Below are 19778 nucleotides of genomic sequence, written 5' to 3' on the forward strand. Positions count from 1 at the left end.
CGCTGGCGTTTCAGCTCAACACGAAATCGACGGGTTCAAGGGCCGGGGGAAGTTGTGTTTCACCCAGTGCCGCGAGGATTTCGCGCTCGATGTTGCGCACCATCGCATGGGTCGGCAGATCGTTTTCGTCACGCCCGAACGGGTCCTCCAATTCATCGCCAATCGCATCCAGGCCGAAGAACGTGTAGCTGACGATGGCGGTGAAAACCGGTGTCAGCCAGCCCAGCGACTCTGCCATGGCGAAGGGCAGCAAGAGGCAGAAAAGGTAGGTCGTGCGGTGCAGCAGCAGTGTGTAGGCGAAGGGTAGAGGCGTGTGCTTGATCCGTTCGCAAGCCGCTTGCGACCGGCTCAGGCTCGTCAGGTGGTTGGCCATGATCGTGTAGCGAAACTCACTGATGGCTTCGGACTCGCCGAGTGCTGAACATTGCTCACCGACATGGTTGAGAATACGTCCGCTGATGTCCGGCGCGTTGTCGTCCGGCCTCGGCTCAAGCCACTCACCAGCGGCGTCCAGTTCGCGCTTGCCGTGCAATTTTGCGTTCAACGCGTGGGCGAACCCGCAAAGGTTGCGCAGGATGGTCTGCCGCGCGTGCGCGTCCTTGATCACTTGGGTTTCGCGGATCATCGAACGGATCGCGACGATCATTTCGCCCCAGGCTTTACGGGCTTCGTACCAGCGGTCGTAACAGGCGTTGTTGCGAAAGCTCATGAAAATCGAGAGCGACAGGCCGAGCAAGGTGAACGGCGTCGCGTTCACTTTGGCAAAATAGTTGGGATGCAGGGTTTCCACGAGCACGATGATGGAAGCCAGCAGCGTCACCATCAGACAACGCAGCGCAATTTTCCTGGCAATCGAGCCCTTGAGCGAAGTGAGGATGTTGATCAGATTGGGTTTGGGGCGGACGATCATGGTGCTTTGCCTGTGTCGGAGGGCGCTGTTCACGAAATGAGTGCGCGCAGGCTAGAAGCAACGGGCCGGGGCGTCCAATCACTTTAGATGACCAGTTGATTGACAGAGTCTATGACATCGCCAAACGCCGACCTGTATCTGTAGGAGCGAGCCTGCTCGCGATGGACGTTAACGATAACGCGTTGTCCTGAATGAACGCGGCGCCCTGAAGTCCATCGCGAGCAGGCTCGCTCCTACAGGAGATGCGGTTTACGGCGTACCAAACATCACTGTCCAGTAAATCCCCGAATCGCTCTTCGGGTCCACCGCATACGCAGCGCCCAGCTCGTGATACTGCGGGTTCATCAGGTTCGCGCAGTGGCCGGGGCTGGCGACCCAGCCATCGACGACCTTGCGCACACTGTCTTGCCCGGCGGCGATGTTCTCGCCGATCTGCTGGCCGCTGTAACCCGCCAGTTCTGCCCGGTCACCCGGCGTGCGACCGTCGCGGTCCTTGTGATCGAAGTAATTGTTGTTGGCCATGGACCGCGCATGCGTCTCGGCGGCTGTCGCCAGTGTGGCGTTCCAGGTCAACGGCGTGGCGGCGGCAAAGGATTGCGTGCCGCACTGACGTGCACGGCTGCGGGCGACGTTGAGTTCGGCCAGCAGCTTCTGGCCTTCCGCCTGCCAGTCGCCCAGGCGCGCGCTCAACAATGGACGGGCCACCACGATGCGCCATTCACGGTCCTGGCGGCTCACGCCGATGTCGACGAATTGCGGATCGAGCACGATCTGGCAAAAGCTCTCCTGGATCGCTTTCATCGCCGCCGCCGCATCGCGCGGCCCGGACAGGCTGATCGCCTGCACGTTCTTCATCGGATAATTCGCGGCAACCATGGCCTGTTGCAGATTGCCGATGCTGGAGGCGGACAACGCCAGCCGTGGATCACCCGCCAGCGGTGGCAGTTCTGACGAGACCTGACCTGCGCACCGCTGGTTCTGGCTGCGGTAATCGTTGATTGAGTCGATCAGTTGTTTCTCGTCGGCCGCCAGTGCATTCATGGCGAACAACAGCCCCAGCGACAACGTGGCAAGACGCAAAACGGGTGGCAGGACACGCATGGAAATCTCCCTTGTTCGGACTGCGCCCATGATGCGCGATTTCACCCCCGTGAGCGCAATGCCTTTTCACATCGAAATACAGGTTGTCGGCCGTCTGTCGAAATGAAAACGGGCAACTACAATCAAGCGATGTCGCCGGCCAGGGGCGCTCAGCGTCGACATTTTGTTGCTTGAATCCAGTCCACTCAGAAGGGGCGATCATGCGCTTGATTTGGATAGCGACCTGCTTTGCAATCACGCTACTCAGCGGCCAGGCAGCGGCGACTGAACAGGAACAAAAAAAGGAAGCGGCCGAAAACAAGGCCGAAGTGCTGGAACAGAAAGCGGCGGAGAAGGGGGCCGATGTGCCGGTGCCCAAGTCCGAAGCGATTACCACCTCCGAAGTGCAGGCAGTCGACCCGGCAGGTGCGTCGCCGCTGGACGATGCAATCACCTGCCTGGCGCGCTCCATTTATTGGGAAGCCAAGGGCAAATCCTCCGCCGACATGGAAGCCGTGGCCAGCGTGGTGATGAATCGCCTGGGCCATGAGGGCTTTCCGGACACGGTGTGCGCGGTGGTCAAACAAGGTTCTGAAACCAAGAATTGCCAGTTTTCCTGGTGGTGTGACGGGCGTTCCGACCAGGTCCAGGAAGAAACCCAATACACGATCGCCAAGGAAATCGCGCGCAAGGCACTCAACAAGCAGCTCAACGACCGCACCCACGGCGCAACGTATTTTCACGACCGCAACGTGAACCCCGATTGGGCCAGCAAATACATCAAGACCACCGAGACCAGCATGTTTCTCTTCTATAAGCCCAAGGGCGGAGAGGCCCATTAGCGATGTCATCTGGATGTCATCGAACCCATGTAAAAATTCTTGCAAACCGTCTTGAACGTACAGCGGGCCTGGGTCTGCTGACAGATGAATTTGCAAGGAATACCTCAATGAAAGGAGATGCCTCCCTGTTTGCGGCCATCGACCTGGGTTCCAATGCGTTTCGTATGATGATCGGTCAGTCGGTCAAGCGGAACCAGCAACTGGTGATCCAGGAAGTGAAAACCCTGCGCGAGCCGGTGCGGCTGGCTGAGGGTTTTCAGGGCGGTGCGCTGGACGAAATGGCACTGGATCGCGGATGGCAGGCACTCGCGCGATTCGGAAAAAAGTTACGCGGCTTTGAGCCCGGTCGTGTGCGGGCGGTGGCGACCAGCGCCGTGCGTGAAGCCGACAATGCCCAATTGTTCCTGGCCAGCGCAGAGCGGCATCTGGGTTTTCGCATCGACGTGATCTCCGGGCATGAAGAAGCGCGGCTGGTTTACGCCGGTGTGGCTCACACGGTTCCCGGTACGGAACGCAAACGGCTGGTGATCGACGTCGGTGGCGGCTCCACGGAATTGATCCTCGGGCAGGGTGCGCAGCCGTTGTTGACCGAGAGCATTGCCATCGGCAGCGGCACCTTTGGTGCGCGTTATTTTCAAGGTGGTCGCATCACGGCCCCGGCGCTGCTGGAAGCCGAGCGTGTCGCCACCTTGCAATTCGAGCGCGTGGCGCGCCGTTATCGCTCGCTGGGCTGGCAGCAGGTGATCGGCTCATCAGGCACCGCACGAATGCTCGCCAAAGTGCTCAAGGCCAACGGTTTGAACGACGAAGGCCAGAGCGGCATTACCTACAGCGGCCTGTTGCGCCTGTCGCTGCGCCTGCTGGAAGTGGGGCACGTCAATCAACTCAGGCTCGCGGGCCTGCAAAGTCATCGCCTGAGCATCCTGCCCGGTGGGCTGGTGCTGATGCTGGCAGCGTTTAAGGTTTTCGGCGTCTCGCACATGACTCCCTCCGAGCCCGGTTTGCGGTTCGGTGTGCTGCATGGGTTGATGTCCCGGCACTGAGTGCCAGCCGCGATCCCTTCATAACTTCGCATAGTTCAACGCATCGACCACGGCCGAGCCTCGTGTTGCCGGCTAACGCCTTTCTGTTAGGTGTAGACCTGATCAGGGCGTACAGTGCAGGCTAGATGGCCTTAAAAGCTATCAAGCCTCCTTTGCGGTCATCAGGAATTGGCGTCATGCACGAGATCGGCCTCATCGTTTACCCCGAATTTCAGGTGCTGGGCCTGGCCATGTGTGCGGCGTTTGAAATGGCCAACGGCGCCGCCGACGAGCCGGTATACAGCCTCACCTTGTTGTCGGAACACGGCGGGACGGTGCAGACCTCCGCCGGCTTCGGCGTGGAAACCACCGCGTTCGATCAGCGCTCGTTCGACACGCTGCTGGTAATGGGCGACAACCTGATCCGTCCGGTTTCATCGGGCATGGTGGCGTTTCTGCGCAGCGCCAGTCAGAGCTCTCGCCGGGTCGGATCGATCTGCACCGGTGCCATCGCGCTGGCCGAGGCCGGTCTACTCGATGGTCGGCGAGCGACCACGCACTGGTGCCATGCGCCTGCGTTGCAACGGGCTTACCCGAAGGTGAAGGTGGAGGAGGACCGGATCTTCATCAACGACGGCAACGTCTGGACCGCTGCGGGCATGAGTGCCTGTGTCGATCTTGCATTGGCCCTGGTGGAAAGTGACCTCGGTGCAGAAGTGGCGCGGCGGGTGGCCCGGCAATTGGTGGTCTACCACCGGCGCGCGGGCGGGCAGTCGCAGTTTTCGGTGATGCTTGAACTCGAGCCCAAGACTGACCGCATTCAAGCCGCGTTGACCTATGCCAAGCAGCATTTGAAGTCCGAGTTGTCGGTCGAGGAACTGGCCAGCGCCGCCAACCTCAGCCCGCGACAGTTCAGTCGCGTCTTCCATGCTGAAACCGGTCAGTCTCCTGCCAAGGCCATTGAAAACCTGCGGGTGGAGGCCGCGCGCCTGATGATGGAAACCGGCCGGCACGCCATCGATGTGGTGGCGACAGAGACCGGTTTTGGTGATCGCGAGCGGATGCGCCGGGCGTTTATTCGCGCCTTTGGTCAACCGCCGCAGGTCATCCAGCGTGCGAATCGAGGTTGACGTTGTAGGAGTCGGTTTGCTGCGGGCGGCGTTCTCGAAATCGCCATCGCCAGCAAGCCGGCTCCTACAGGTTTTGTGTGAATCCTCGATTCTGGACATCCCCTCGATCTGTAGGAGCCGGCTTGCTGGCGATGGCGTATTTGAAATCGCTATCTGTGTGGCTTAAAAGGTGGTGTATTCGACATTTGAGCCAAAATATTATTGGCGTAATCTCGGTCTCGTTGAAGCCCATTCCCCACTGAGATCACCGCCATGACCATCGTCAAAGCCGCTGCCGTCCAGATCGCACCTGTGCTCTACAGCCGTGAAGGCACTGTAGAAAAGGTCGTCAACAAGATCCATGAACTCGGCGAGAAAGGCGTGCAGTTCGCCGTTTTTCCGGAAACCATCGTGCCGTACTACCCGTACTTTTCCTTTGTGCAGGCGCCGTTCGAAATGGGTTCCGAGCACTACAAATTGCTCGATCAGGCGGTCGTCGTGCCTTCCGCGACCACCGATGCCATTGGCAAAGCCGCCAAGGACGCCAACATGGTGGTGTCCATCGGCGTCAACGAGCGCGATGGCAGTACCCTGTACAACACGCAATTGCTGTTCGATGCGGACGGCACCCTGATTCAGGCCCGTCGCAAGATTTCGCCGACCTATCATGAGCGGATGATCTGGGGCATGGGCGATGGTTCCGGCCTGCGCGCAATCGACAGCGCTGTTGGCCGCATTGGTCAACTGGCTTGCTGGGAACACTACAATCCGCTGGCGCGTTATGCCCTGATCGAAGATGGCGAACAGATCCACGCCTCGATGTACCCCGGTTCGTTCGCCGGTGAGCGGTTTACCCGCCAGATGGAAGTCAGTATCCGCATGCACGCGCTGGAATCGGCGTGTTTCGTGGTCAACTCGACGGCCTGGTTGTACCCGGAACAGCAGGCGCAAATCATGGCTGACACCGGTTGCGGCATTGGTCCGATCTCCGGTGGTTGCTACACCGCGATCATCGATCCGCAAGGTGAAGTCGTCGGCGCATTGACCGAAGGTGAAGGTGAAGTCATTGCCGACATCGACTTGTTCCAGATCGAAGTGCGCAAGCGTCAGATGGATGGGCGCGGCCACTACAGCCGTCCGGAAATCCTCAGCCTGAACATCGACCGCACACCGCATCGCCATGTGCACGAGCGCAACGTGCAGCCGAAGCTGGCCGACACTGCGCAAGCGGAAGAGTTGTGATTATGGAAGTCATGACGATCAATCAATAAACGCCAAACCTGTAGGAGCCAGGCTTGCCGGCGAAGGCGTCAGTGAAATCGCCATCGCCAGCAAGCTGGCTCCTACAGGTTTTGCGTCAACCCGCGACCCCGAACACACCCGAGATCTGTAGGAGCACGGCTTGCCGGCGAAGGCGTCAGTGAAATCGCCATCGCCAGCAAGCTGGCTCCTACAGGTTTTGCGTGAACCCGCGACCCCGAACACACCCGAGATTTGTAGGAGCACGGCTTGCCGGCGAAGGCGTCTGTGAAATCGCCATCGCCAGCAAGCTGGCTCCTACAGGTTTTGCGTGAACCCGCGACCCCGAACACACCTGTGATCCGTAGGAGCCGGCTTGCTGGCGATGGCGTCAGTGAAATTGCCATCACCAGCAAGCCGGGCTCCTGCCAAAAGCGTGTCGGTCTTAGAGTTCCATGCCCAGGAAGATCAGCGTATTGCCATGGGCTTCAGCCGCGGCACGCTGGTTGTAGCTGTCGCGATGCGAGCAGTTGAAGCCATGCTCGGCTTCCGGGTAAACCACGATTTCAACGTTATCGTTGTTGTCGAAACGCTCGGCGATTTTTTCCACGGCTTCCAGCGGGATGTGGCTGTCCTGTTCGCCGAAGTGCATCAGCAGCGGCACTTCGATTTCGTCGGCGCGGTCCAGTTGGTTCTGGATGCCGCCGCCGTAGTAGGCGATCGCCACGTCCACCAGCCCATTGGCAGCGGTGTGGTAGGAGAGCAAGCCACCAAAGCAGTAGCCGATGGAGGCAATGCCGCCATCCAGACCCGGTTGTGCTTTCAGGGCGTCGATGGCCAGCTCGATGTCTTTCTGCGCCTTGCCGACGTCGGTGGCGTTCATCAATTCGACGGCGCGTTTCCAGCCGGCTTCGTCGTAGGTCAGTTCAATGCGCGGGCCGTTGCGCCAGAACAGGTCCGGCACGATTACCAGGTAGCCGTCGGCGGCATATTGCTCGGCGACCGAGCGGATGTGTTCATTCACACCGAAGATCTCCTGGATCAGCACAATCCCCGGGCCTTTACGGGTATGCGGAATCGCCAGGTAAGCGCCGAATTTACCTTCAGCGCTGTCGATCTCGATCCATTGGGTGGTCACGCTCATGGTGGCTCCTGTCTTCGCAAGTGAGTTGGGGCGTAGCTTAATGCGGCTGTGTGGCTTTGAAGCTCGTCAGCCCCTGCATCCGTTTCCACCAGCTGTTGAAGCCGTCCACGGCAAATACCTGCGGCGCATCCGGGGTCATCGCGATGTAGGCGCAACCCGGTGCCAGGTAGAAGTCGCCGATGCTCGGTTCAAGGCCGGCGATATACGGATCGGTGCCTTTAATCTTCATCAACTCGCGCAGCACTCGTTTCGAGTTCTCGATGCCTTGGCGGCGCGAATCTTCATTCTGCCCGCCAATGAAGTCGGGAAACAGATGGTAGCCGAACACCGAGACCAGCGCGCCATAACCGTAGGAATCATAAATGCCCTGGGCCATGTGGGTGCGCGCACGGTCGTGGGCGTTGTCCGGGGTGATTGACGGGCCGGGCAGGACTTCGTCCAGGTAGGCAATGATCGCGCCGGTTTCGATCACCCGAAAGCCGTCGTGGTCGACGACGGGCACCTTGCCGAACGGGTGGCGCACCAGATGCTCCGGCAGGTGCGGTTCCCCTTTGATCACGTTGACCTGCACCTGCTCGAAGTCCGCGTCTTTTTCCACCAGCAACATCTTCACTGTGCGCACATAAGTACTGCCGTCAAAACCGTAGAGAGTGAGACTCATGGCGATTGCTCCTGTTCTATTGGGAGTGGCAGGTACGTTATCGAAACGCCGGCGCCTCAGCGGTGGTTGCGACGCCAGAAGAAGCGAGCCAACAACGTATCGAGACTGAGCTTGCCGGCACCCGAGAGCAACAGCGGCATCAGGGCGGCGAGGTAAATCAGCGGCAGTTTGAAGTTGCCGTGGCCCTTGTTGCTGATGGCGTAACCCTGAGCAAGCTCACTCAATGTAGACCAATCGGCCGGCCAGTGGACGGCGGCCGTCGCAACAAGGGTGACCACGATCAACGCGATGGCCGAAATCCGCGTGCCAAGGCCGACGAGGATGGCGAGGGCGCAAAGCAGTTCGGCCCACATCGACAGTTCCCAGTTCAGCGTCGCCGGTATCTGGTCGAAGGGAAACGGAAAGCGATCCTGAATGTCGGCGAACCAGTTTTCGCCATTCCATTTTTCCAGGCCTGACTCGAAAAATTCCCAGGCAATGAACAACCGCAGGGTCAATGGGGCGAGCCAGCTACCGGCACGGTCAAGGTTCAGGTGCAGGCCTTTCACGGCCGACGAGATTGCAGAGTTCATGGACGTGGTCTCCGTTCAGTCAGGGATGCGGGGCTCGCGGCCCCGCGCAAGGGTTACTCGCCGGCGCCGCACTTGCCTTCGCCGCATTTGCCTTCAGCCGGTTTTTCCGCGGTGTCGGCGTGGGCCTGGCTGTAGCCGTGGGCCAGTTGTTTCATGCTGAACGCTTCGGACTCGGAGGCCGACGCAACGTTGGACAGGGCCAGGCCGCCGGCGATGATCAGGCCGAGGGTCAGGGAAGAAGTCGAGAGCTTGAACATGGTGATACTCCGTAGCATTGAGTGAGTTGAGCGCTTTGATCGGCTGAGCCAATCGACAGGCACATTTCATCAATCGGGTGTATCTGCGATGTGTCGTTGGGGTGGGGTTTTATGGACGGGGTGTGTCAAGGACGGGGCTGTACACACTCTGATACGTAACCCCCTAAATTTCCTTGGCCCCCGCACAAATCACTGTAGGAGCCGGCTTGCCGGCGATGGCGTCCGTTCAGGCGATAAATGTGTCGACTGAACCACCGCTATCGCCAGCAAGCCGGCTCCTACAGGGGGTATTCCACGCCTCCACTGTGATCCATTCGTTGCCACCAGCGTCTAGCGTCAGTGTCCCCGCAATCCCTTGGGGCGAGACTTCGGAACCCGGCATGCAAGCGCTGTTGAACGAGATCCTTGACGCAGTTCGGCCCCTGATCGGTCAGGGCAAGGTGGCTGACTACATTCCTGCCCTCGGCACCGTGCCGGCCAATCAACTGGGCATCGCCGTGTATGGCAACGACGGCGAGCTGTTTTGCGCCGGTGACGCCCACACGCCGTTCTCGGTGCAGAGTATTTCCAAGGTGTTCAGCCTGGTGCAGGCCATCGAACATTCCGGCGAAGCCATCTGGCAGCGCCTGGGCCACGAGCCTTCCGGCCAGCCGTTCAACTCGCTGGTGCAGCTGGAATTCGAACGCGGGCGCCCGCGCAATCCGTTCATCAATGCCGGCGCACTGGTGATTTGCGACATCAATCAGTCGCGCTTTGCCGCACCGGCCTTGTCGATGCGCGATTTCGTCCGGCGCCTGTCGGGCAATCCGCAAGTCATGGTGGACGGCAAGGTCGCCGAGTCCGAATACCAGCACCGGGCGCGCAACGCCGCCATGGCATACCTGATGCAATCCTTCGGCAATTTTCACAATGATGTCGAGGCGGTGCTGCGCAGCTACTTCAGCCATTGCGCCCTGCGCATGAGCTGCGTGGACCTGGCGCGGGCGTTCTGCTTCCTGGCCAACGACGGCTTCTGCAAGCACAGCGGCGAACAGATCCTCAGCGGCCGCCAGACCCAGCAAGTCAATTCCATCATGGCCACCAGCGGCCTCTACGACGAGGCGGGCAACTTCGCCTATCGCGTCGGTTTGCCCGGCAAGAGCGGCGTGGGCGGCGGGATCGTCGCGGTGGTGCCGGGGCAGTTCACGGTGTGCGTCTGGTCGCCGGAACTCAACGCCGCCGGTAACTCACTGGCGGGCATGGCCGCGCTGGAGTTGTTGAGCCAGCGAATTGGCTGGTCGGTGTTCTGATAGCGCGGGGTTGTGGCCGGCGCGACTACCGCCACAGCCGCCGAGGCGAGCTGTCTCTTTGTTCGTACGCATTCCCCTGTAGGAACCGGCTTGCCGGCGAAAAACGTCGGGGCAACGCGTTTACTCAGACAGCCCGAGTTATCGTTGACGTCCATCGCCGGCAAGCCGGCTCCTACAGGGGATCTGCGTACGGTTTCGCAATCGAACGAAATGCGCCGGATGGCCACCGGTTAATGACGCTCCAGAAATTTTGCTATACATTTTCTGACCGCCCATTGCATGGTGAAACCGCTTCATGTCTCTTGCGCTCGAACGTCTAGTCGCTGGCACGCCAATCCCTTTCGCTGGTAACCGCGTCACTGTGGTCAGCCCCGAACTGGCCTTGCGCTTTCAGCCCGGGGACCACCTGTTGGTGGAGCAGGTCAGCGGCGAGTTGTTGCTGATTCCCGTTGCGGACCAGAAAGCGGCGGCGGTCGCGATTGAGCGGGCTGAAGCGGCGTTTACGGCGATGTCCGCCGTTTCCGATCAGGCGATCAGTGCGTTTTTCGACCTTTTTGCCCAACGCCTGGAAAACCAGGACTGCTGGGACTTGATCGAAGCGGCCAACCGGGCCGACATCGAATGGGCCAAGTCGCGTGGACGCTCCACCACACGGTTGCTGGCCGATGAGCGCATGCGTCGTGACATGATCGCGGGCCTCAGGGCCTGGCGCGATGCGTCAGCCACGCGCGGCAAAGTGATCAGTTGCGTCGAGCATGACGGCTGGAAAGTCGAGCAGGTGGTTTCGCCGTTGGGCATCGTCGCCTTCGTCTTCGAGGGCCGGCCGAATGTCTTCGCCGACGCCGCCGGCGTGTTGCGCACCGGCAACACCGCGGTGCTGCGCATTGGCAGCGATGCCTTGGGCACGGCGCAAGCCATTGTCACCCACGCGTTGAATCCGGCATTGAGTGAGGCCGGTTTGCCGGTGGGCGCAGTGTCGCTGGTGGAAAGCGTCAATCACGCCGCCGGTTGGGCCATGTTCGCCGACCGTCGTCTGTCGTTGGCGGTGGCCCGTGGTTCGGGGCGTGCGGTCAGTCAGTTGGGCAGCATCGCGCAACAGGTCGGCACTGCCGTCAGCCTGCATGGCACCGGTGGCGCCTGGCTGGTCGCCGACAAGGACGCCGACGCCAAGCGTTTCGCCGCCGTCGTGCGCAATTCCCTGGACCGTAAAGTCTGCAACACCCTGAACGTCTGCCTGATCCACCGCGATCGCGCCGCCGAACTGGTGCCGCTGTTTCTGGACGCCTTGGAAAAAGCCGGCAGCGCCCGGGAAGAGGGCTGCAAGTTGCACATCGTCGAGGGCAGCGAAACGTATTTGCCGGGCCGTTGGCGGACTGCAACCGTCGAGGTCTACCGCCCCGACGGCTACCAGACCGAAGCGTTGGCCGAACCACTGCCCGAAGACCAGTTGGGCCGCGAGTGGGAGTGGGAAGAAACCCCGGAAGTCAGCCTGAAGATCGTCGACGACCTGGGCCAGGCCATCGCCTTGTTCAATCGCTACAGCCCGCAATTCACCGTGTCGTTGATCAGTGAAAGTGCCGAGGCGCATGAGCGCTTCTACAACGCGGTCAACGCGCCTTTTGTCGGCAACGGGATTACCCGTTGGGTTGACGGGCAGTACGCGCTGAACAAGCCGGAACTGGGGCTTTCGAACTGGGAGAGTGGTCGCCTGTTCGCTCGCAGCGCGATTCTCTCGGGCGACGGTGTGTTCACGATCCGTAGTCGCATGACGCAGATCGATCTGTCGGTCAAACGCTGACAACCCGACCTCAAGCGCAGACCGCACTATAATTAAGGGTGTCTGCGACTGCGTCTTGAGACAGGGGTCCGCCATGAAACTTCAATCCTTCGATCATTACTCTCATAAGCTGGAATTGGCCGCGCATGACGCGTGGCTGACAGCCCGGGTGAAGTCGGCCTTGGCGTTGGCCGATCCGACCCTTGGCCTGCAAGTCCATGTCAAAACCCTCGCGGGAATGGTGATGTTGAGTGGTCGCGTCAACACGCATAAGCAATGTGAGCAGGCTGTTGCGCTGGCTCGCACGGTCAGTGGTGTCAATGAAATCGATGCCAGGGAATTGCTGACTCACGTGTTCACGCCTGGAAGCTTTCCAACACCGCCCAACGCCGAGGAAAACCCGGAGATCCGGCCATCCTCGTCAGCCAAACCGGAAGACAAATAAAGCGGGGTGCAGCGCTTCCGTGAATCGGGCGCGCTGCATTTTCACTTCGCGGTTATTGAGCGCGGATGCTGATTGGCTGCAAGGTGCCAGCTGAGGGCGATGGCCCTCTGATACACGGATCAAGCCGCTTCAACCGCTTTGCCGTGAACGGCGCACGTGCTCGGGCGTTCGGCCAGCGACACAAACGTGCGGCTGTTGGCATCCAGTGCATCGATCGACCCGGTTTCGATGTCGTAGACCCAGCCATGCAGGTTCAGCAGGCCTTTTTCCTGAGCCAGTCGCACGCTCGGGTGCGTCTGAATGTTCGCCAGTTGCGCGATCACGTTTTCCCGCACCATCGAACTCACTTTCGCCGCGTCGCTGGCATGAGGCCGGGATTCGTTGATGACCTTCGCCGATTCCGCATGTTGCAACCAGCCGCTGACGGCGGGCAGGTGATCCATGCATTTGCAGCTGGCGACGGCTGTCATCGCACCACAATCCGAATGGCCGCAAATCACGATGTCGGTGACGCCCAGCACGGCCACCGCGTATTCGACCGTGGCCGATACACCGCCCGGATGCGGGCTGTAGGAGGGCACGATATTGCCGGCGTTACGGATCACGAACAGTTCGCCGGGTTCTTGCTGGGTCAGCAGTTCCGGTACGACACGGCTGTCGGAACAGGTGATGAACAGCGTGCCGGGGTGTTGCGTGGTGGCCAGGTGTTTGAACAGGTCGGTCCGTTGTGGGAAGGCTTCTGTCTGGAACTTCAAAAAACCGTCGATGAGCGCTTTCATGGGGAATTTCCTTTCAAATGATGGGGGATCAGTTCGAGCAGCCGGTGCCAAACACGCTGTAGTCCAGAATGTGGGTGGCGCCTGTGGAGTCCTGGTACGTCATTTCCACGGGGACGACCCCGCATTCATCGGCAATCGGCGTGATGCTCACGACATGCGCGATGTCCAGTTTCATGCCGTACTCGTACGCGACGGCCGTTTCTTCTGCGTGAGCCTGGGCAGACATGCCCGCTAACAACGACAGCACCAACAGAATTTTTTTCATGGGGCATCCTCCAGGCCAATGTGGTGAACAAAGAAACAAGCGGGGTTCTGGAACTGGCCCGCACTTGAGTGCGGGCCGGGATCAAGTCAGAAAGGACGCAGTGGCAGGAACTTGCCGTCGAGGGTGATCACTGCGCGGGAGCCGCCTTCCGGGTCTTCGACTTTTTTCATGTCGAGCTTGAAGTTGATCGCGCTGATGATGCCGTCGCCGAACTGTTCATGAACCAGGGCTTTGAGCGTGGTGCCGTAGATCTGGATCATTTCGTAGAAACGGTAGATGGTCGGGTCGGTCGGCACGCCAGAGAGGCTGCCGCGCAGTGGAATGATTTGCAGGCGGGCCACGGTGTCGGCGTCCAGGTCGAGCTTCTCGCCAATCACTTTGGCGGCGCTTTCCGGCAGTGGGTGCTGACCGAGCAGGGCGGCGGTGACGTAGGCCAGGCCGAGGCCGGTGCCGTCGGTCAGGTCCTGCCACGACAGGTTTTTACGCGCCTTGGCATCGAGGATCGAGGTGGTCAGGGCCAGGCTCGGGTCGTTGTAAGCGTGGGACTGTTGCATGGTGAATCTCCTATCGGGTTGAGTACTGCTTGGGTGTGAAGCAATCTTCTGCCGATTGATTCATAGCGTCCAAGACCGATATACAATGCATTGCATAAGCCCTGCCTATAGGTTGATCCCGATGTTGCTCCGACATTTGCGCTACTTGCTGGCGGTCGCCGACCACGGCGGCTTCACCCGTGCTGCCGAGGCATTGCACGTGTCCCAACCGACCTTGTCGCAACAGATCCGCCAATTGGAGGAAACCCTCGGCGTGAGCCTGTTCGACCGCACCTCGCGCACGGTCAAGCCGACCGATGCGGGTGAGGCCTACATCGAGTGCGCTCGGCGGGTGCTGGTGGAACTGGAGGCGGGTAAACGGGCTTTGCATGACGTGAAGGACTTGTCCCGGGGGACGTTGCGATTGGCGATGACGCCGACGTTCATGGCGTATCTGGTCGGGCCATTGGTGCGCGACTACGTGGCGCGCTATCCGAACATTCACTTGGAGATTTTCGAGTTGTCGATGGACGACATCGAGGCCGGACTGCTGGATGACTCACTGGACATCGCCATTGCATTTGATCAGGTCAGGAATGCCGACATCGAGTCGATCCCGGCGTTTACCGAGACGCTGGGCGTGATGGTCGGGCGGGATCATCCGTTGTACGAAAGCCGGGTCGCGTTATCCGCTGAAGCGGTGGCCCAGCTGGAATTTGCCCTGTTGGCCACGGACTTCGTCACCCGAACCCGAATCGATGAGTATTTCGCTGAGCAGCAGATCACGCCAAAAGTGGCCATCGAGGTGAACTCGGTCAGCACCTTGCTGGAAGTCATCCGCCACACGGCGATTGCCACCATCCTTCCGGAACCCATCGCCACTCAGGACCGCGCGTTACGCAGGATCCCGTTGCTGGGGGAGGCGCCCAAGCGCGGGGCCGCGCTGCTGCGGCGTAAAAACAACTACCACAGCGCGGCGTCGGTGGCCTTCATGGAACTGTTGCTGGGAACCGTTGAGGCGACGTCAGTCATCCACTGACTGACACACGCCGTTGGAGGCCTTGCCGGAGGAGGTCACGGCGACCGAATCGTCATCGGCGAGGACAATTGACAAGGTGATGCCGGAGCCCTTGGCTTCGAAGCGGCGCTCACTGATGATTTTGGTGTCGGCTTCCTTGCCGTTGATCATGACCGGCCCATCCTGATCCGCCTGGACGAGAAACTTGCCGGGGCACTCCACCGCGAATGACGGGACACCGTCGACGCTGTTTGCCTGAGCAACACTTGTCAGAACCAGCAACAGCGGGAATATCAGCTTGTTTTTCATCGCAAGTCTCCAGTGACCAACAGCGGATACGCTTAACAATAGCTTTGTTTGGCAAACCGGAGACAAACAAAAAGGCCCCGCTCGTTTATTCGAACGGGGCCTTTTTTATGGGGCCTTCATTGGTTTGAACACCCATTCAGATCATTGTAGGAGCCGGCTTGCCGGCGATGGTCGTTAACGATAACGCGTACTGACTGTTTCACCACGGTGTCGTTGAGTCCATCGCCGGCAAGCCGGCTCCTACATCATTGGGTTTATCAGTAGAACCGATCAATCACCCGAACTTCATTCTGGTTCTGCATCGAGTCCCAGGCCTGCTTCAGCGTTTGCAGGACATTGCCGATGAAGTCTTTGTCGGCTGCAGCTTTCTTGCCGACATAACCCTGGCCGCGACGGTACATTTTCAGTCGGGCCAACAGGTTCTGGTTGTTCTGGTCGAACTCGGCTTCATGGGCATGCGGCGACAGGCAATCGATATGAACCTGGCCCGATTTGCTGATCCACAGAATGTGGCTGTCGTGGCTGTCTTTTTGCGCAGCGAACATACGAGCCAGTTCATCGATAGTAGGTTGATTGTTCAGATTCATAATATGCCCCTTGACCATTTGGTGATCTTTCAAAGTTGATTCGCTAATACAAGTAGCCCATCGGTTAGTTGATCCCTGGCACCGAAACCAGGACGTCAGCGTTCGGCCGTCGAGAGTGACGGGGTTCCGCGTCTGTTGCATGTAGTCGTGTTGAATAACTGCTACGCAATAGCGTCACAACGAAGAGAAGCAGCGAATACCTTCAGGCCACCGCCGACGTTTTCAGGGTCGGCCACAAGCTTCATGAGGATTGATCGCCAGCGCTTCTCGTCCTTGTACTGGACGTTCGGGCCAGGTCAGCTTCTTCAATCTGCCTTGTGGGCAGCGTGTATCCGGGAAAAACAGCTCGGCGGTCAGACGAGCTTGCTCAAACATGTTGCTGTACTCCCGATCGGGGAGATGTCTGCATCATGCAAGGGCAAATCGGAGGCGTCAACGGTTTTGTAGTGATTATTTTCAGTCACTACATATTGTCGGACAAAGCTGTTTGGAATTAGAAAGCAGCAGGGTGAAAGCGCCCCTCAGGACGAGGGCGGCGCGCTTTGGAAGCGGTAAAAGGTGCAGGGATAACCGTCCGCTGGCTGCTGATGCCGGGAGAACGCGTCACCCGTGAGGCCCGGTATCACTCGGGCCCAGTACTGCCGTGCAGGCGGGTTGGCGTCGATGTGGAAAATCTGCCATTGCCCGGGCAGCTGGCTCAAGAGGGTAGAAACGACAAACGTCGCGACTCCTTGGCCACGAAAGCGTCGGCTGACAAAAAGGTAGCCGATGTTGTACTGGGCGCCAGGCAGATGGGTGTTGTCATCCACGGTCACAAAACCGGCCAGCTCCCCGTCGACCTTGATCAGGAACGGGCGGGTTGCGGGGTTGCGCCAGTAGTCCTGTTGCGGCTGGATGCGGAAGAAGCCATGCCCGCCGAGTTTGAGCGGCAGCCACTCACTGAGGTCGTACATATAGAACTGCATCAGGTTTTCGAGCGTTTCCAGTTCGTCGCGCTGAGCGGCGTGCAGTTCTATCGAGGGCATGCGGGCTGGCTCCTGTTCAGAGCGGAATCAATCAGTGAGGCGCGAAGTCGTATTTTCCGCCTTTCTTCAGTGCGGCTTGATAGGCCGGGCGTGCCTGGAAGCGCTCGATCCAGGCCGCTACATGAGGGTAGTCGCCGAGCTTGCGTTGGGCGCGGGCGATTTCACCTATAAAACTCATCTGGATATCGGCTGCACTGAATTCCTTGCCCAGCAGGTAATCGGACTGGCTCAGTGCCGTGTTCAGATAACCGAGGTAGTTGGCCACTTCCGAGTTGATCCGTGGATGCAGCGGTGCGCCGGCTTCACCGAGACGTCCGACATACAGGTTCAACATCAGCGGCAACATGGCCGAGCCTTCGGCGAAATGCAGCCACTGCACGTATTCATCGTAGGCCGGGGTGGACGGATCGGGTTGCAGGCGCCCCTCGCCATGGCGACGAATCAGGTAGTCGATGATTGCGGCGGACTCAATCAGTTTCTGTGTGCCGTCTTCGATGACCGGCGATTTGCCCAGGGCGTTGATCGCTTTCAGTTCCGGCGGGGCGAGGTTGGTTTTCGGATCGCGCTGATAGAGCTTCAGTTCGTAAGGGATGGCCAGTTCTTCCAGTAGCCACAGAATGCGCTGGGAGCGGGAGTTGTTCAGGTGGTGCACGATAATCATGGTCGATGCCTTTTCAGGAAACAGGGCTGTAGCCGGGCTTGAAGAACACTAGACCATCGCTGGCCAGTCGAAGTGCCATCAAGCTTTACCCGGCGTTTTTGCTGCACGTTTGACGCCGGTCGATGGCTTGCGTTTGGCCGGCTTGCGTTTGTTTTTCCAGGGTGTGGCACCTCGCCCGGCAGGGCTTGCGGGCCCGCTGATGGTCAGGCTCAGGCCGGAACAGCGGGCAACCTGCTTGCTCATCCACGCCGCTTGTTTGGTGACGAATTCTTCCAGGCTCATTTCGCCGTTCTGCACCATGTCCAGCGCCTGCTCCCAGATCGCTGTGGTGCCAGGGTCGGCAATCGCGCGCGGCACGGCGTCGATCAGGCTGAACGCCGCCGGGGTGGCGCCCAGGGCCTTGCCGTTCTTGACCAGATAACCACGGTCGAGCAGGCCCTGAATGATCGAGGCGCGGGTGGCCTCGGTGCCGATCCCGGTGGTGTCCTTGAGTTTCTGTTTCAGCAGTGGATCCTCGACCAGCTTGGCGACGTTCTTCATCGCCTTGATCAAATCACCTTCGGTAAACGGTTTGGGCGGCTGCGTCCAAAGGTCCTTGAGCTTCACTTCGGCTACCGCGCAATCACGGCCTTCGCTCAATGTCGGCAGTGTTTGCGGCGCCGGTACTTCGCGGCCCTTGGCCGGAGCAAGGGCCTCGGGCAGGGCGCGTTTCCAGCCGGGTTCGACGATCTGCTTGCCGACCGCGCGCAAGGCTTCACCGGCACAGTCGAAGTCGGCCTGGGTCCGGTCGTATTCATGGTTGGGCAGAAACTGCGCCAGATAACGCGCGCGGATCAGCGTGTAGACCGCTCGCTGCTTGCCCACCAGTCGATCCAGGTTCTTTGCCGCAGCCGTGGGGATGATGCCGTGGTGAGCGCTGACCTTGGCGTCATTCCAGGCCCGTGAGCGCCGTTGCGGTTCAAGGTAGTCCTGCAAGGCGTTCAGCGTCGGATCTGCTTGCCGCAGGGCGGCGAGAATACCGGGCGCTTCACTGTGTTGACTCACCGGCAGGTAACCGCAGTCGCTGCGAGGGTAGGTGATGACTTTATGGGTTTCGTAGAGTGCCTGGGCGATGTCGAGGGTTTCCTGAGCGCCAAGCCCGAGTTTCTTCGAACAGACTTCCTGCAAGGTGCCCAGATCGAACGGCAACGGCGCCACTTCGCGCATGCGCTCGGTACGCAGTTTGATCACCCGGGCGCTCGCCGCGTTGCCAATCGCCGACGCAGCTTGTTGTGCGAGTGCCTGATTGAGGCAGCGATCCTGATCGTCGCAAACGTCGGACGGCGCACGCCACTGTGCGGTGAACGCGGTGCCATCGTGCAGCAGCTGCACGTCGATGGCCCAGTAAGCCACGGGGACGAAATCGGCGATGCTGCGGTCGCGGTCCACCACCAGGCGCAGGGTCGGCGTTTGCACCCGACCGACCGGCAATACGCCCTGATAACCGGACTGGCGCCCCAGCAGCGTGAACAACCGGCTCATGTTCATGCCGATCAGCCAGTCGGCCCGTGAACGGCCCAATGCCGAATGATAAAGGCTGAAGGTCTCCGCCCCCGGCTTCAGCGCAGCCAATGCCTTGCGGATTGACGCATCGTCCAGCGCCGACAGCCACAACCGCTGGATTGGCCCGCGATAACGGCAATGCTCCACCAGTTCCCGGGCGATCATTTCGCCCTCACGGTCGGCGTCGGTGGCGATCACCAACTCATCGGCCTCGCCGAGCAAGCGTTTGACCGCCTTGTACTGACTGGCGGTGCGCGGTTTGACGGTCATTTTCCATTTGTCCGGAATGATCGGCAGATCCGCCAGCACCCAGCGCTTGTAGCGTGCGTCGTAGGCATCCGGTGGCGCGGTTTCCAGCAGATGGCCGATGCACCAGGTCACCGTGACGTCCGTTCCCAACCAGCAGCCGTCACCGCGACGCCGGGCGCCGAGCACGGTCGCAATGTCTTTGGCCTGGGAAGGTTTTTCACAGAGGTACAACCGCATAACCACCATCGTTCATCAACTGCCGGGAGGTGCACAGAATGGCCGCTGATGAGCGATGGAGCAATCTTTATCTGTATGGATGTACAGCTCGTGCGTTTCGAGTCATTGCAACGAACGGCATCTCGCTTCTACATTTGACGTTATCCGCCTCTGCGCTTGTGCCGGTCCACCGACGGATAGCTCCAGCGCCCCGTTCGGCTGTGAAGCCGTCGCGCTGATGAAATCT

Annotated in this window: 22 protein-coding genes; 8 read left to right on the plus strand and 14 right to left on the minus strand. The window is 59.9% G+C overall.

What is annotated here, in order from left to right; genetic code table 11:
• Positions 1 to 10: 10 nt before the first annotated feature.
• Together IB246_RS01900 and IB246_RS01905 are read right to left on the minus strand one after the other, a co-directional pair.
• Complete coding sequence (locus tag IB246_RS01900; protein WP_008044194.1) at positions 11 to 910, minus strand: bestrophin family protein; 900 nt, start codon at positions 908 to 910, stop codon at positions 11 to 13.
• A 249-nt stretch (positions 911 to 1159) separates the two neighbouring features.
• Positions 1160 to 2011, minus strand: coding sequence for a CAP domain-containing protein (locus IB246_RS01905; protein ID WP_008044196.1), 852 nt, complete (start codon positions 2009 to 2011; stop codon positions 1160 to 1162).
• Between the two features lie 200 nt (positions 2012 to 2211).
• On the opposite strand from IB246_RS01905, the gene IB246_RS01910 reads away from it, so the two are divergent.
• The 4 genes from IB246_RS01910 to IB246_RS01925 all read left to right on the plus strand — a co-directional run bounded on the left by IB246_RS01910 (position 2212) and on the right by IB246_RS01925 (position 6205).
• Complete coding sequence (locus IB246_RS01910; protein ID WP_008044199.1) at positions 2212 to 2832, plus strand: cell wall hydrolase; 621 nt, start codon at positions 2212 to 2214, stop codon at positions 2830 to 2832.
• 107 nt (positions 2833 to 2939) lie between these two features.
• A complete protein-coding gene (locus tag IB246_RS01915) occupies positions 2940 to 3875 on the plus strand; it encodes a phosphatase (RefSeq protein WP_008024127.1) in 936 nt (311 codons plus the stop codon).
• A 176-nt stretch (positions 3876 to 4051) separates the two neighbouring features.
• Positions 4052 to 4984, plus strand: coding sequence for a GlxA family transcriptional regulator (locus tag IB246_RS01920; protein ID WP_008044201.1), 933 nt, complete (start codon positions 4052 to 4054; stop codon positions 4982 to 4984).
• A gap of 252 nt (positions 4985 to 5236) precedes the next feature.
• Positions 5237 to 6205 carry a nitrilase-related carbon-nitrogen hydrolase gene (locus IB246_RS01925; protein WP_008044217.1) on the plus strand — a complete coding sequence of 323 codons (969 nt, stop codon included), beginning with the start codon at positions 5237 to 5239 and terminating at the stop codon, positions 6203 to 6205.
• A gap of 442 nt (positions 6206 to 6647) precedes the next feature.
• On the opposite strand, the gene IB246_RS01930 is transcribed toward IB246_RS01925, so the two are convergent.
• From IB246_RS01930 to IB246_RS01945, 4 genes are read right to left on the minus strand one after another with little or no spacing between them, the layout of a single operon-like run.
• Entirely contained in the window at positions 6648 to 7346 is a 699-nt protein-coding gene (locus IB246_RS01930; protein WP_008028132.1) for a dienelactone hydrolase family protein, read from the minus strand.
• Positions 7347 to 7383: 37 nt separating this feature from the next.
• A complete protein-coding gene (locus IB246_RS01935; RefSeq protein WP_008043943.1) occupies positions 7384 to 8007 on the minus strand; it encodes a glutathione S-transferase family protein in 624 nt (207 codons plus the stop codon).
• Positions 8008 to 8063: 56 nt separating this feature from the next.
• Positions 8064 to 8579: a DoxX family protein gene (locus IB246_RS01940; protein ID WP_008043945.1), complete on the minus strand. Its 516-nt coding sequence runs from the start codon at positions 8577 to 8579 to the stop codon at positions 8064 to 8066.
• Positions 8580 to 8632: 53 nt separating this feature from the next.
• A complete protein-coding gene (locus IB246_RS01945) occupies positions 8633 to 8836 on the minus strand; it encodes a hypothetical protein (RefSeq protein ID WP_008043946.1) in 204 nt (67 codons plus the stop codon).
• Between the two features lie 380 nt (positions 8837 to 9216).
• Between IB246_RS01945 and glsB the strand changes: the two genes are divergently transcribed.
• The 3 genes from glsB (at position 9217) to IB246_RS01960 (ending at position 12347) form a co-directional block, all read left to right on the plus strand.
• On the plus strand, positions 9217 to 10125 hold the full coding sequence (gene glsB, locus IB246_RS01950; RefSeq protein WP_008028142.1) for a glutaminase B: 909 nt from the start codon (positions 9217 to 9219) through the stop codon (positions 10123 to 10125).
• Between the two features lie 295 nt (positions 10126 to 10420).
• The gene (locus tag IB246_RS01955; RefSeq protein WP_008043952.1) at positions 10421 to 11923 is read left to right on the plus strand and encodes an aldehyde dehydrogenase family protein; all 1503 of its coding nucleotides are present in this window, start codon (positions 10421 to 10423) and stop codon (positions 11921 to 11923) included.
• 73 nt (positions 11924 to 11996) lie between these two features.
• On the plus strand, positions 11997 to 12347 hold the full coding sequence (locus tag IB246_RS01960; RefSeq protein WP_008043954.1) for a BON domain-containing protein: 351 nt from the start codon (positions 11997 to 11999) through the stop codon (positions 12345 to 12347).
• A gap of 119 nt (positions 12348 to 12466) precedes the next feature.
• Here the strand turns inward: IB246_RS01960 and IB246_RS01965 are convergent, their stop codons facing one another.
• The 3 genes from IB246_RS01965 to cynS form a co-directional block, all read right to left on the minus strand.
• On the minus strand, positions 12467 to 13126 hold the full coding sequence (locus tag IB246_RS01965; RefSeq protein WP_008043956.1) for a carbonic anhydrase: 660 nt from the start codon (positions 13124 to 13126) through the stop codon (positions 12467 to 12469).
• A gap of 28 nt (positions 13127 to 13154) precedes the next feature.
• A complete protein-coding gene (locus tag IB246_RS01970) occupies positions 13155 to 13391 on the minus strand; it encodes a DUF2790 domain-containing protein (RefSeq protein WP_008043958.1) in 237 nt (78 codons plus the stop codon).
• A gap of 86 nt (positions 13392 to 13477) precedes the next feature.
• A complete protein-coding gene (gene cynS, locus IB246_RS01975) occupies positions 13478 to 13945 on the minus strand; it encodes a cyanase (RefSeq protein ID WP_008043963.1) in 468 nt (155 codons plus the stop codon).
• Between the two features lie 121 nt (positions 13946 to 14066).
• On the opposite strand from cynS, the gene cynR reads away from it, so the two are divergent.
• Positions 14067 to 14963, plus strand: coding sequence for a transcriptional regulator CynR (gene cynR, locus IB246_RS01980; RefSeq protein WP_008043965.1), 897 nt, complete (start codon positions 14067 to 14069; stop codon positions 14961 to 14963).
• Here the strand turns inward: cynR and IB246_RS01985 are convergent.
• The 5 genes from IB246_RS01985 to IB246_RS02005 form a co-directional block, all read right to left on the minus strand.
• Positions 14949 to 15251: a hypothetical protein gene (locus IB246_RS01985; RefSeq protein ID WP_008043969.1), complete on the minus strand. Its 303-nt coding sequence runs from the start codon at positions 15249 to 15251 to the stop codon at positions 14949 to 14951. The two genes, cynR and IB246_RS01985, sit on opposite strands and share 15 nt — an antisense overlap.
• Before the next feature lie 257 nt (positions 15252 to 15508).
• Positions 15509 to 15838 (minus strand): hypothetical protein, encoded by a 330-nt coding sequence (locus tag IB246_RS01990; protein ID WP_008028159.1) that lies wholly within the window; start codon positions 15836 to 15838, stop codon positions 15509 to 15511.
• A 521-nt stretch (positions 15839 to 16359) separates the two neighbouring features.
• Entirely contained in the window at positions 16360 to 16863 is a 504-nt protein-coding gene (locus IB246_RS01995) for a GNAT family N-acetyltransferase (RefSeq protein WP_008043974.1), read from the minus strand.
• A 31-nt stretch (positions 16864 to 16894) separates the two neighbouring features.
• The gene (locus tag IB246_RS02000) at positions 16895 to 17524 is read right to left on the minus strand and encodes a glutathione S-transferase family protein (protein ID WP_008043976.1); all 630 of its coding nucleotides are present in this window, start codon (positions 17522 to 17524) and stop codon (positions 16895 to 16897) included.
• 78 nt (positions 17525 to 17602) lie between these two features.
• Positions 17603 to 19552, minus strand: coding sequence for a DNA topoisomerase III (locus IB246_RS02005; protein ID WP_032832845.1), 1950 nt, complete (start codon positions 19550 to 19552; stop codon positions 17603 to 17605).
• Positions 19553 to 19778 lie beyond the last annotated feature (226 nt).

Origin of the sequence: Pseudomonas sp. PDM01, assembly GCF_014852325.1 — a bacterium.
GTDB lineage: Bacteria > Pseudomonadota > Gammaproteobacteria > Pseudomonadales > Pseudomonadaceae > Aquipseudomonas > Aquipseudomonas migulae.